The sequence below is a fragment of the Burkholderia sp. BCC1996 genome, assembly GCF_905339955.1.
Lineage (GTDB): Bacteria > Pseudomonadota > Gammaproteobacteria > Burkholderiales > Burkholderiaceae > Burkholderia.
In genome coordinates this window covers 183,197-195,767 of sequence record NZ_CAJPHM010000007.1, presented here as the reverse complement: position 1 = coordinate 195,767, position 12,571 = coordinate 183,197, and the positions used below count along the sequence as shown (strand labels likewise).

Below are 12,571 nucleotides of genomic sequence, written 5' to 3'. Positions count from 1 at the left end.
TCGCGCCGTCGTTGCGGGGCGATCCGTTTATCGTTTTTGAATTACGGCGTGAAGGGGTCGCGTATCAGTCCGCCCGCACCGCGACGGCCTTGATTTCGACGATGTAACCGGGCGAGCCGCCGAGCATGTGCGCGCCGACCGCGGTCCACGCGGGCCGCGGATGCGCATGCAGATAGCGGTCGCGTACCTCCATGAACAGCGGCAGGTCGCGCATGTCGGTGTGGAAGGTCGTCAGGTCGACCACGTCGTCGAGCGATGCGCCGGCCGCCTCGAGCACCCGCTTCAGGTTCTCGAACGCCTGCACGATTTGCGCCTCGCGGCCTTCGACGAGCTGCATCGCGGCATCGCGGCCGATCTGGCCGGATACATAGACGGTATCTCCGACCTTGACCGCCGGCGCGTAGCCGATTTTTTCGTACACGGCTTCCATTCCGGCGGGGATGATCGCTTCGCGTTTGGGCATGAGTGTCTCCGGGGCCGGCACGTCGGCGCCGGCCGGTTGTTGGATGGTTGCTGGATGGTCGTTCGCGCGCACGCCGGACTGCGGCGCGCACGTGTCGGAAGAAGCGCGCCCCTCAACCCGTATCGCCACCCGCGACCGGCAGCACCGTGCCGGTGATGTAGCTCGCCTCGTCCGACGCGAGGAACAGGATCGGCGCGATCTGTTCGTCGAGCGTGCCGTAGCGTTTGAAGAACGTCGAATCGGTCACCTGCCGCACCGCTTCGGCCATCCACGCCTGCTCCTGCGCGTTGTCGCCGGCCGCATTGCGCGGCACGCGGCGCGGCGGCGCCGTGGTGCCGCCCGGCGCGGTCGCGACCACGCGGACGTTGTGCTCCGCGTATTCCATCGCGAGCGCCGCTGTCAGCGCATTGACGCCGCCTTTCGCCGCCGAGTACGGCACGCGGCGAATCCCGCGGGTCGCGTTCGACGATACGTTGACGATCGTGCCGCCGCCCGCGGCCAGCAGGTGCGGCAGCACCGCATGGCAGCTGTAGAGCGTCGGCATCAGCGAGCGGCGGATTTCGGCGTCGATCTGCTCGGGTTCGAACTCGGCGAACGGCCGCATCCGGATCGCGCCGCCGACCCCGTTGATCAGCACGTCGATCCGGCCGAACGTCGCGACCGCGCACGCCATCGCCGCGCGCGCGCCGTCGTAGGTCTCGAGATCCGCGACGAAGCCGGCCGTGTTGCCACCCGCCGCTTCGGCGGCCACCTCGGCCACGAAGTCCGCGCGGTCGACGAACAGCACCTGGCCGCCCTCGGCCGCCGCGCGCAGCGCGACGCCGCGGCCGATGCCCTGCGCCGCGCCGGTGACGACGACGACCTTTCCGGAGAATCGTTGCATGGTCATGCCGCCTTTGCCGTCACGTTCGGGGTGAACTTCTCGTAGTGGAAGCTGTTGGGCTTCACGCCTTGATCGTCGAAGTACTGGCGCACCGCGTCGACCATCGGCGGCGGGCCGCACAGATAGACGTCCACGTCGCCGTCGTTCAGCGCATCGGCCGGAATGTGCTGCGTGACCCAGCCCTTGCGTTCGTGGCTCGACGCCGGATCGGCGACGACCGTCGCAAAGCTGAAGTTCGGCAGCTTCGCCGCATACGCTTCGATCGCGTCGACCAGCACGAGGTCGAGATCGCGCGTCACGCCGTAGATCAGGTGCACCTTCTGCTGCGAACCGCTGCGCGCGAGCACCTCGAGCATCGACAGGAACGGCGCGAGACCCGTGCCGCCCGCGAGGAACAGCAGCGGCCGCGCGACGTCGCGCAGGTAGAAGCTGCCGAGCGGCCCGTTCAGTTCGAGCGTGTCGCCGGGCTTGGCCGATTCGAGCCACGTGCTCATCACGCCGCCCGGAATCTTCTTGATCAGGAATCCGACCTTCGTGTCGCCCGGCGCGGACGAGAACGAGTACGAGCGGTGCTGGCCGCTGCCCGGCACACCGATGTTCACGTACTGGCCCGGCAGGAACACCGGTGCGGCCGCGTCGACGTCGAGTTCGAGCACGATCGCCGCGTCGTTGTGCGGGTCGACCTTCGTCACGGTCGCGGCGAACGCGCTGTGGCCGGTCTTGCACGCGACCGACGAGCTCGGCACCGCGATCACGCAATCGCTGTGCGGCACCATCTGGCACGTCAGCACGAGGCCGCCGTCCTTCTCGTCCTCGGTGAGCGCGTCGTCGATGTAGTCGTCGCCGAGGTCGTAGCTGCCGCTTTCGGCGCGGCACTTGCAGGTGCCGCACACGCCGTCGGAGCAGTCCATCGGCAGGTTGATCTTCGCGCGGAACGCGGCGTCGAGCACCTTCTCGCCGGCCTTGCAGTCGATGAAGCGGGTGACCCCGTCCTCGAAGTTCAGTGCAATCTTGTAGGTGGACATGACCTCGTCTCCCTGTGTTACTGGTCGAAACAATCGGCGTCAGACGTGGTACACGTCGAGCACCTGCCGGATGTAGTCGTTCTTCAGCACGATCTTCTTGTTCGAGATCAGCAGCGCTTCGCCCACCTGGCGCAACGTGACGAACATCGTGCCGAAGAAGTGATCGGTCACGCGGTAGCGGTGGTTCAGCGTGTGGAAGTTGTAGCGCACGTCCACCTCGCCGTCGCGCTCGGCCAGCACCTCGACGTTCGTCACGTTGTGGCTGGTGCGCGGCTCGGGCGTCGACGCGCCGCTGCGCTCGGTCTTGATCCGGAACACGCGGTCCTCGAGGCCGCCGCGATCCGCGTAGTACATCAGCGAGATCTGGCTGTGCGGATCGTCGGTCGGCCGGTCGTCGTCGTCCCACGCGGGCATCCAGTACGTGACGTCTTCCGTGTAGCAGGTGAGCCACGCGTCCCACTCGCGGTCGTCGAGCAGGCGCGCTTCGCGATACAGCGCCGCGCAGATGGTCCGGTAATCGATGTTCATGCTGCCACCTCCCCGCGTTCCTGCTTCAGCGCATCGCGCATCACGTGCACCCAGTGTTCGTGCTGGCACACGAACAGCCCTTCGTCCTCGCTGCGCTCGCCCGACATGCGCGGGTTCAGCCCCATCCGTTTCGCGTTCTCGTCCGGCCCGTCGATCCACAGCGGCGCGCCGCGCGACAGATCGTTCCACATCGCCGTGATGCCCGCGTAGCCGGCCTGGCACGCGCGGAACTCCTCGAGGTCGTCGGCCGTGCCCATGCCGCTCACGTTGAAGAAGTCCTCGTACTGGCGGATCCGCGTCTCGCGGTCGGCGTCGCTCTCGCCCTTCGGCGCGAAGCAGAAGATGCTGACTTCGGTCTTGTCGACGCCGAGCGGGCGCACCACGCGGATCTGCGTGCTGAACTGGTCCATCAGGAACACGTTCGGGTACACGCACAGGTTGCGCGTCTGGTTCACGATGAAGTCGGCCTGCACTTCGCCCACGCGCGCCTTGATCTCGTCGCGGTGCTGGTACACGGGCCGCACTTCGGGGTTCATCGTCTTGGTCCACAGCAGGATGTGGCCGTGGTCGAATCCGTATACGCCCGCGACCGACTTGCTCCAGCTGTTCGCGTCGACGGCCTTGGTGCCGTCCTCCTTGCGGCGGCCCATCGTCGCCGCGTAGTTCCAGTGCACGGTGCTCACGTGATAGCCGTCGCAGCCGTTCTCCATCTGCATCTTCCAGTTGCCTTCGTAGATGTAGGAGGAGTTGCCGCGCAGCACTTCGAGGCCGTTCGGCGCCTGGTCGACGATCTGGTCGATGATCACGCGCGCCTCGCCGAGGTAGTCCTCGAGCGGCAGCACGTCGTCGCTGAGGCTGCCGAACAGGAAGCCGCGATAGTTCTGGAAGCGCGCGACCTTCTTCAGGTCGTGCGAGCCGTGCGTGTTGAACTGCACCGGATACTCGGTCGTCTTCTCGTCCTTCACCTTCAGCAGCTTGCCGGTGTTCGAGAAGGTCCAGCCGTGGAACGGGCACGTGAAGCTGCCCTTGTTGCCGTGCTTGCGGCGGCACAGCATCGCGCCCTTGTGCGCGCATGCATTGATCACCGCGTGCAGCTCGCCGGTCTTGTCGCGCGTGATGACGACCGGCTGGCGGCCGATCCACGTCGTGTAGTAATCGTTGTTGTTCGGGATCTGGCTTTCGTGCGCGAGGTACACCCAGTTGCGCTCGAAGATGTGCTTCATCTCGAGCTCGTACAGCGCCTCGTTCGTGAAGATGTCGCGGCGGCAGCGGAAGATGCCGGCCTCCTTGTCGTCCTGCACGGCGGTGGCGAGCAGGTGGTCCAGTTCGGTGGTGGGGTCGATCGTGGCGGACATGTTGGTTCCTCCTGTGCGCGTGCCGGGTCCTGCAAGCACGCTCGCATCGGTATCGATTGAATCTCGCGGGAGCCCGGCCGGCGGCGGCGCCTGCGCGCCGCCGAGCCGTCGGGCGGTTATGCCGTGGCGGAAGCGCGCAGGCGTTCGACGATCTGGTTGTCCTTGCCCTCGACGCGCGGCGTCAGGACGAAGTCGAACTCGATGTCCTGGTACGCGTCGGCCTTCAGCCCGAGCGCGGCGCCGCCGGTCTTGCCGGTGACGGGCGGGATCAGCTCCTCGCGGGTCGCATACGCGAAGTCGTCCCAGATCAGCGGGTCGCCGTCGATGTTGAACTGGGTCGTCAGCTTGCGGTGGCCGTCGCTCGTCACGAAGAAGTGCACGTGCGCCGGGCGGTTGCCGTGGCGGCCGAGGCGGTCGAGCAGCTGCTGCGTCGCGCCCTGCGGCGGGCAGCCGTAGCCGACCGGCATCAGCGTGCGGAACTCGTACTTGCCGTCCGCGCCCGTCTTCACCGCGCCGCGCAGGTTGAACTCGCTCTGCGCGCCGGTCGGGTCGAAGTGCGAATAGAAGCCGTGCGAGTTCGCGTGCCAACATTCGACCAGCGCGCCGGCCACCGGCTTGCCGTCGAGATCCTTCACGGTGCCGTGGATCACGAGCGGGCCCGCACCTTCGTCCGCGTCGAGATCGATCTTCGCGACGCCGTCGCGCACCGGCGCGCCGGCGACGTACAGCGGGCCTTCGATCGTGCGCGGCGTGCCGCCGTCCAGGCCGATCGCCTCGTCCTCGGCGTCCATCCGGATGTCGAGATACTTCTCGAGGCCGAGGCCGGCCGCGAGCAGCGCCGCTTCGCCGTCCTGGCCGAGCTTGTTCAGGTAGTTCACGCCGGCCCACACTTCGTCGGGCGTGATGTCGAGGTCGTCGATCGCCTTGAACAGGTCGCCGAGCAGCCGCAGCACGATCTGCTGCGTGCGCGCGTCGCCGCCGTTCGCGCCGTTCGCGCCCGCGTTCGACGCGGCCTTCAGCAGATCCTGCACTTCCTTGGTTTCGAAAACTTTGACGCTCATGATGGTGTCTCCACGTGTATTTGGGGAAAGGTGACCCGGGGTGCTCGCCGTTGCAGAAGCGGCGGCTCCGTGGCTCAAACGTCGCCGTCGTGTATCGACGACGGGTGGCGACACAACGGCGTCACCGAAATCTTCATGTACGGGAACAGCGGCAGGCCGGTCAGGATCTCGTGCAGCTCGGCATTGCCCGACACGTCGAACACGCTGTAGTTCGCGTATTCGCCGGCGATGCGCCAGATGTGGCGCCACTTGCCGCTGCGCTGCAGCTCCTGCGAGTACGCCTTCTCGCGGGTCTTGATCTCGTCGGCCACCGCGGGCGGCAGGTCGGCCGGGAGGTTGACGTCCATGCGTACGTGGAAAAGCATCGTGATGTCCTGGTACGTGAGCGGGTTGTCGCGGGTATTAGCCGGTCAGCGGGCGACTTTCGTCAGCCCGTCGCGGGTGAAGCGCGCGACCTTCGCTTCGTCGAGTTCGATGCCGAGGCCCGGGCCGCTCGGCACGGTCAGCTCGAAATCGCTGTAGTCGAGCGGGGTCGCGAGAATCTCTTCGGTAATCAGTAGCGGTCCGAACAGTTCGGTGCCCCACTGCAGGTTCGCGAAGCTCGCGAACAGATGCGCGGACGCGACCGTGCTGAACGCGCCTTCGAGCATCGTGCCGCCGTACAGCTCGATGCCGGCCGCATCCGCGATCGCCGCGACGCGTTGCGCCGCGAACAGGCCGCCGCTTTGCTCGATCTTGATCGCGAACACGTCCGCGCCGTGCTGCTTCGCGATCTCGAACGCGCTGTCCGGGCCCTGCAGGATTTCGTCGGCCATCAGCGCGACCGGGAAGCGGCGCATCAGCCGTGCGAGCGCCGCGGCCGACGCGACCGGCTGCTCGACCAGTTCGCAGCCGGCATCGGCCAGCGCCGGAATCGCGCGCGCGGCCTGCGTTTCGCTCCATGCCATGTTCACGTCGACGCGCACCGAGGCGCGCTCGCCCACTGCCCGCTTGATCTCGGCCACGTGCCGGATGTCCGCGTCGAGCGCCTTCGCGCCGATCTTCAGCTTGAACACGTTGTGGCGGCGCAGGTCGAGCATCCGTTCGGCTTCGGCGATATCGGTCGCGGTGTTGCCCGATGCGAGCGTCCACGCGACCGGCAGGCGATCGCGCCGGCGGCCGCCGAGCAGTTCGCTGACCGGCACGCCGAGGCGCTTGCCGTGCGCGTCGAGCAGCGCGGTTTCGAGCGCGCTCTTCGCGAAATGATTGACCTTCGCGAGCTTGCCGAGGAACGCCATCAGCGTCTGGATGCGCGTCGCGTCGCGGCCGATGATCGCGGGTGCGAGATACGCGTCGATCGCGAGCTTCATCGCCTCCGGGCTCTCCGGGCCGTAGGCCATCCCGGCGATCGTCGTGCCTTCGCCGAGGCCCGTCACGCCGTCGCTGCAGGTCACCTTCACCAGCATCAGCGTCTGGCCGTGCATCGTGGCGACCGACAGCTTGTGCGGACGGACCGTCGGCAGGTCGACGAGGCGGGTTTCAATGCGTTCGATGGTGACTGAGGACATGGGGCACGCTGCGTGTGGGGAGTTCATGGGACGGATTTATACGCGGCGGGGAAATGGAGCGTCCAATACTTTTGGTCTCGCTTTTTGATACCTGGGAGGTATTGAAAATCGCTTGAATGCGCTTGATATTGCGGCGCACCATACCTTTTTTGGCTAGGTATGCAGGCTGAGAGGCTTGCTGGAGCGCGGTCTTGCGTGTCCGGGGTGTTGCTTGGGCGGGGGTGCGGTGCGGCTGCTTTCGGTGGGGGGAAATCGGCTGAAAACCGGTGGGCTGCCTGAGCCGATCAGGGTTTTCCTGAGGGGAAACACGCGGGGTTGGCCGTCCGGTCTTCGGCTTCGGCGTCGGTTTCTGCGGACGAACGAAAAACATCGGTACGCGGATATCGACGCCCGACGCAGAGGCTCCTCATCCATCAGAAGCTGACAGTACACGCCGTAGCTGCTGCAGGAGGCGCGATGCCGTGGCATTCAGGTGTTACGTTGCCTATGGACGTCAGCATGAGCACGAGGGGTGGCGCGACCTGGGGGCCCGGCTGGCTCCAGAGGTTCCAGAAGGGCGTGCTCGACACCCACCAGTTCACTGTTTTCGGCGTGTGGCAAGCCGAAGGCGAGGTACATTGAGTGACCGCTTTCCGGGATCACCGTGGGGCCGTTCCGGGTCGGGCGCGGGCATCCGCATCGGACAGCAGCCGGGCCAGCAGGTGACGTTCGCGATCACCGTTACATGGACATGCGAGCGACGGTTCCACTCGAACAACGGCCCAATTCGGCTACTGAGCCTGTCGCCCTGCGTGCGGGAAACGCCCTCATGCCACGCGAATTCAAGGATGATCGTAATGCCGGCCACAAACGCCTACTCTGGTAAGATTCCGCTGCGCCCACACTGACATTCGCTTGTCAAAGCTCGCACATGCAACACTATCGGGGGAGAAATTGGACTGGCCGGCTTCGATTCAAGCGTTTGGAAGTATTGCTTCTTTTGCAGTTGCTGTAGCCGCCTTTTGGGTTCCGCACAAAATAAGCAAACGTGCTTTGGAGCAGACCGCTGTTGAAAAAATGGCGCGCTCTCGAATTGCCCAGGCATCACTACTACCAACCCTCTACCGGCTCCGGTCCGCTACATCGGACTTTCTCGACGAGGAGTCCGGCGAGCTATCATTCTTAGGCGTTCGGAGAGAAGCGAAAAGCTTTGACAGCAATTTCTTCGACTTAGTACCCGAGGTTGCTGGCATACTCGCGCTCGCGGTTGAAAGCGGCGCCATCCAGAAAGATGTAACTGAACTTTCGATCCTTCTATTTAAGACAAAAGAAGACCTTTCATCTATAACGAAGCTTCAGAGGGACGGCTATCACGCAGCATGGATTAACAATAAAGACGATTTCATTGACGCCGCCCTGGTGCTCAACACGTTATCTGACAAGATCATCAAAGAAATCGAAACCCAGCCGAGTAGCAAGCCCTGACATCACAATTGCATCCGGTCACTTTCTGATTATGTAGTGCGACAGGTTACCATTGAGATTCGAGACGAGGCCGACTGGCAACAGGCTAGCCGGCTCAACATCGCAGCACTCACGATAACCGCCGTTCGCCGACGGCGGCTTCTGTCGATGACTCGTCCTCAATTGAATACATCGAATGATCGTTCCGATTTGCTACTTGCCCTTGGAACCCTGACCGTTCGACCGGTAGGAACGGGTCGATAGGGTCCCCTGTCTTCCGTGCTCCAGCGGCTCGTTACCTCAAACGTTAGATGCTCGAAAACATTTATCAGACATACATCACCACTGCAAAGTGGTTAAATGAAAACCAAGGGGTTGTCGGTGTTGCTATTTTCGCGGTAACCCTCGGGCTTGGATGGATCAGTGGCATCTTCTCGGCACTTCGTCGCAAGCCGAAGTTCAAGATTCGATTGATTGATGGCCCGACTTTTGTATGTACATTTCGCACAGGTAAAAGACAAAATGAATTCGATATTCATAGAACCGGAGTTGCGCTGTATTTAAAGATTTCCAATATTGGATCGGCAGCATCGAGCATCGAACGGATATCGGTCGGGTATCACTGGCACGTAACTCCATTCACGCGATCTTGGTTCAAGTATGGGATTGGATGGTTCTGGCTACATGACCAGGCCGTCGCCATATCGGATTTTCAGACCGCGATCGGCGATAACATCAAACTCTATCCATTCTTGAATCAGAGAAGCATTCATGCACCGACTCCCGTCTCGACATATCTGGAGCCTGGTCAATCCGAAAATGGGGTTGTTTATTTCGAGCAATCAGACAGTTGGGGCGATTGCTTTCCTACGGCGAGCGCCAAAGGAACTCGAATCAAGATTTGTTTGCGAGATGTTTTTGGTGGAAAACATGTTGCTCGCTTCACGATTCCAAATGTCACACTGGAATATGCCAGAAAGTACAACCCATCATTCGGAAAAACACTCGCGGAACTCCGCAACGAACCACTACCTCACGATTTGAACATATAGCTCTTCTATCGGGAGGTGCTGTCCAGAGTATGGCCATCTAAAGCGGCCTCACAAACACCCGCACCTGAGCAGAAGCTAAGGCCGACAGCATCTAGACCAATTTTGCGGGGTAAGCGTCCGTTGTAGCCCGGAAGCAGTCATAGTGGCGTCAGAAATCGGAACGGCAGTTCCGGGTCGACAGCCGCCGTAGAGGCGAAGCTGCTCCAAGCGGTGGCATTGGGTCGGTAACTGCCAATCCGGAGAAGCTTGAGCGTAGGTCTTGGCACGGGTTGGGGCGATCAGACACAGCGCAGCTCCTACTGCACCAACAATCCCCACACCGACTGTTCAATTTCCGCACACCGAATCGCAGCCACCCACCGACCCGCGCGGCCGCGCCGGGTGGGAATAAACCCGTATAGCCCCGCCTCTCCTCACCCGCCTACCCTCGCGCGCATGCCGGTCGGGCGGCGCAACGCCCGCTCCGGCCGATCGGAATTTCGTGAGGAGACTACATGGATAGCAGCAGCAACACCGCCCTGTTCGACGCCGACATCTGGCGCGGCAAGACCTTCACCGGCCGCTGGCACGCGAGCCCGCACACGGCCGACGTAATCGAACCCGCAACGGGCAACACACTCGGCCGCATCGGTCTCGCGGATGCCGGGACAATCGCCGACGCATCGGCCACCGCCCATCGCGCACAGCCCGCCTGGTTCGCCCTGCCCTACGACGACCGCGCGGCGGTCCTGCGCCGCGCCGCAGCCGTCGCCGAAACGCACTTCGATGCGATCGTCGACTGGCTCGTGCGCGAAAGCGGCTCGACGCGCGCGAAGGCGTCGTTCGAAACCTCCGTCACGATCAAGGCACTGCACGAGTCAGCCGGGCTGCCGTCGCGCGCGGCCGGCGAAGTGCTGCCGTCGGCCGCCGGCCGGCTGTCGCTCGCGCGCCGCCGCCCGCGCGGCGTGGTCGGTGTGATCTCGCCGTTCAACTTCCCGCTGTACCTCGCGATGCGCGCGGTCGCACCGGCGCTCGCGCTCGGCAACGCAGTCGTGCTGAAACCCGACCCGCGCACGGCCGTGTGCGGCGGCGTCGCGATCGCCCGCGTGTTCGAGCTCGCCGGCCTGCCGGAAGGCGTGCTGCACGTGCTGCCCGGCGACGGTGCGGCCGGCGCGGCGCTGGTCGCCGATCCGCACGTCGCGATGATCCAGTTCACCGGCTCCACCGCGGCCGGGCGCAAGGTCGGCGAAGCGGCGGGCCGCCACCTGAAGAAGGTGTCGCTCGAACTCGGCGGCAAGAACTCGCTGATGGTGCTCGACGACGCCGATCTCGATCGCGCCGTCGCCAACACCGCATGGGGCGCGTATCTGCATCAAGGCCAGATCTGCATGGCGACCGGCCGCGTGCTCGTGCAGCGCACGATTCACGACCGCTTCGTCGCGAAGCTCGTCGAGAAGGCACAAAGCCTGCGGGTGGGCGACCCCGCGACCGCGGACGTCGGCCTCGGCCCGCTGATCAACGCCGCGCAGCGCGATCATGCGGCGCGCGTGGTCGACGCGGCCCGTCGGGCCGGCGCACGCGTCGAGACGGGCGGCGGCCATCGCGACCTGTTCTTCGAGCCGACCGTGCTGAGCGGCGTCGCGCCGGGCAACCCGGCATTCGACGAAGAGATCTTCGGGCCGGTCGCGATCGTCGTGCCGTTCGATACGGACGACGAGGCGATCGCACTCGCGAACCGGACAGAATACGGGCTGTCGATGGCGATCCTGTCCGCCGACGTCGGGCGCGCGCTCAGGATCGGCGAACGCTTGAACACCGGGCTGCTGCACATCAACGACCAGACGGTCAACGACGAAGTGATCAACCCGTTCGGCGGCGGCGGCGCATCGGGCAACGGCTCGAGCATCGGCGGCAGCGCGAACTGGGAAGAATTCACGCAGTGGCAGTGGCTGACGATCAAGGGTGAAGCGCCGCTTTACCCGCTTTGACGAGGAGACCGACCATGTACACCGAAAACGATACGCGCGCCGTCACCGCGGCCGTCGCACGTGCCGCCGGCGCGCCCTTCTCGATCGAATCCGCCCGGATCCGTGCGCCGCGCGGCGACGAGGTACTGGTGCGCGTCGTCGCGACGGGCCTGTGTCATACCGACCTGATCGTGCGCGACCAGTACTACCCGGTGCCGCTGCCGGCGGTGCTCGGTCATGAAGGCGCCGGCGTGGTCGAGGCGATCGGCCCGAACGTGAAGACGCTCGCCGCGGGTGACCACGTCGTGCTCACCTACGGCGCATGCGGCCACTGCGCGTCGTGCGTCGGCGGCCACGGTGCATATTGCCGCCAGTTCTTCGGGTTGAACTTCGGCGGCGCCGACGCCGACGGACAGACCGCGATCCGCGACGCAGCCGGGCAACCGCTGCACGATCATTTCTTCGCGCAGTCGTCGTTCGCGAGCTACGCGGTCGCCCGCGAAAACAACGCGATCAAGGTGCCGACGCAGGCGCCGCTCGAACTGCTCGGGCCGCTCGGCTGCGGGATCCAGACCGGCGCGGGCGCGGTGATCAATTCGCTCGCGGTACGCACGGGCAGCAGCTTCGCGAGCTTCGGCGCGGGCGCGGTCGGCATGAGCGCCGTGATGGCCGCGCGCGTCGCGGGCGCGACCACCATCATCGCCGTCGACATCGTGCCGTCGCGGCTCGCGCTGGCGCTGGAGCTCGGCGCGACGCACGCGATCAACAGCAAGGAAGTCGACGTCGTCGACGCGATCCGCGAGATCACCGGCGGCGGCGTCGACTACGCGCTCGAGTCGACCGGACTGCCGGCCGTGCTGTCGCAAGGGATCGATGCGCTCGGCTCGCGCGGCACGATGGGCGTGGTCGGCGCGCCGAAGCTCGGCACCAAGGCCGAATTCGACGTGAACAGCCTGCTGCTCGGCGGCCACACGATCCGCGGCATCGTCGAAGGCGACAGCGTGCCGCAGACGTTCATTCCGCAGCTCGTGCAGTTGTATCTGCAAGGACGGTTTCCGTTCGACCGGCTGGTGAAGTTCTATCCGCTCGACCAGATCAACCAGGCGGCGGAAGACAGCAGCAAAGGCATCACGCTCAAGCCGATCCTGCGTTTGCCGCATTGAGCGCGGGGGCGCCGCCGGCCAGCGGTGGCCATCGTGGCTATCGGGCGGCAATCGGGCTGCGATCGGACTGCGATCGGCGGCGCCCCTGTCGGGAAAATACCGCGC

Annotated in this window: 13 protein-coding genes; 5 read left to right on the top strand and 8 right to left on the bottom strand. The window is 64.8% G+C overall.

Going from position 1 to position 12,571, the window contains the following annotated elements; all coding sequences use genetic code 11:
- Positions 1-64: 64 nt before the first annotated feature.
- From U4Z64_RS12630 to U4Z64_RS12595, 8 genes are all read right to left on the bottom strand, one after another.
- Positions 65-463, bottom strand: coding sequence for a RidA family protein (locus U4Z64_RS12630; protein WP_321820140.1), 399 nt, complete (start codon positions 461-463; stop codon positions 65-67).
- A gap of 112 nt (positions 464-575) precedes the next feature.
- The gene (gene benD, locus U4Z64_RS12625; protein WP_044843432.1) at positions 576-1,352 is read right to left on the bottom strand and encodes a benzoate diol dehydrogenase BenD; all 777 of its coding nucleotides are present in this window, start codon (positions 1,350-1,352) and stop codon (positions 576-578) included.
- On the bottom strand, positions 1,349-2,371 hold the full coding sequence (gene benC / locus U4Z64_RS12620; RefSeq protein ID WP_044843431.1) for a benzoate 1,2-dioxygenase electron transfer component BenC: 1,023 nt from the start codon (positions 2,369-2,371) through the stop codon (positions 1,349-1,351). The genes benD and benC overlap by 4 nt, the downstream gene beginning before the upstream one ends.
- A gap of 39 nt (positions 2,372-2,410) precedes the next feature.
- Positions 2,411-2,899: a benzoate 1,2-dioxygenase small subunit gene (benB, locus tag U4Z64_RS12615; protein ID WP_321820139.1), complete on the bottom strand. Its 489-nt coding sequence runs from the start codon at positions 2,897-2,899 to the stop codon at positions 2,411-2,413.
- Positions 2,896-4,254 (bottom strand): Rieske 2Fe-2S domain-containing protein, encoded by a 1,359-nt coding sequence (locus tag U4Z64_RS12610; RefSeq protein WP_321820138.1) that lies wholly within the window; start codon positions 4,252-4,254, stop codon positions 2,896-2,898. Before U4Z64_RS12610 ends, benB begins: the two co-directional genes overlap by 4 nt.
- Positions 4,255-4,370: 116 nt before the next feature.
- Complete coding sequence (gene catA / locus U4Z64_RS12605; RefSeq protein WP_321820137.1) at positions 4,371-5,315, bottom strand: catechol 1,2-dioxygenase; 945 nt, start codon at positions 5,313-5,315, stop codon at positions 4,371-4,373.
- 74 nt (positions 5,316-5,389) lie between these two features.
- The gene (catC, locus tag U4Z64_RS12600; RefSeq protein WP_321820136.1) at positions 5,390-5,680 is read right to left on the bottom strand and encodes a muconolactone Delta-isomerase; all 291 of its coding nucleotides are present in this window, start codon (positions 5,678-5,680) and stop codon (positions 5,390-5,392) included.
- A 45-nt stretch (positions 5,681-5,725) separates the two neighbouring features.
- Positions 5,726-6,862: a muconate/chloromuconate family cycloisomerase gene (locus tag U4Z64_RS12595; RefSeq protein WP_321820135.1), complete on the bottom strand. Its 1,137-nt coding sequence runs from the start codon at positions 6,860-6,862 to the stop codon at positions 5,726-5,728.
- Between the two features lie 498 nt (positions 6,863-7,360).
- On the opposite strand from U4Z64_RS12595, the gene U4Z64_RS12590 reads away from it, so the two are divergent.
- The 5 genes from U4Z64_RS12590 to U4Z64_RS12570 all read left to right on the top strand — a co-directional run bounded on the left by U4Z64_RS12590 (position 7,361) and on the right by U4Z64_RS12570 (position 12,466).
- Positions 7,361-7,483 carry a hypothetical protein gene (locus U4Z64_RS12590; protein ID WP_321797366.1) on the top strand — a complete coding sequence of 41 codons (123 nt, stop codon included), beginning with the start codon at positions 7,361-7,363 and terminating at the stop codon, positions 7,481-7,483.
- A 273-nt stretch (positions 7,484-7,756) separates the two neighbouring features.
- Complete coding sequence (locus tag U4Z64_RS12585; protein WP_321820134.1) at positions 7,757-8,326, top strand: hypothetical protein; 570 nt, start codon at positions 7,757-7,759, stop codon at positions 8,324-8,326.
- Positions 8,327-8,616: 290 nt separating this feature from the next.
- Positions 8,617-9,357, top strand: a complete 741-nt coding sequence (locus U4Z64_RS12580; RefSeq protein ID WP_321820133.1) for a hypothetical protein — start codon at positions 8,617-8,619, stop codon at positions 9,355-9,357.
- Positions 9,358-9,851: 494 nt separating this feature from the next.
- Positions 9,852-11,324 carry a benzaldehyde dehydrogenase gene (locus U4Z64_RS12575; RefSeq protein WP_321820132.1) on the top strand — a complete coding sequence of 491 codons (1,473 nt, stop codon included), beginning with the start codon at positions 9,852-9,854 and terminating at the stop codon, positions 11,322-11,324.
- A gap of 14 nt (positions 11,325-11,338) precedes the next feature.
- Positions 11,339-12,466, top strand: a complete 1,128-nt coding sequence (locus tag U4Z64_RS12570) for an NAD(P)-dependent alcohol dehydrogenase (RefSeq protein ID WP_321820131.1) — start codon at positions 11,339-11,341, stop codon at positions 12,464-12,466.
- Positions 12,467-12,571: the final 105 nt, after the last annotated feature.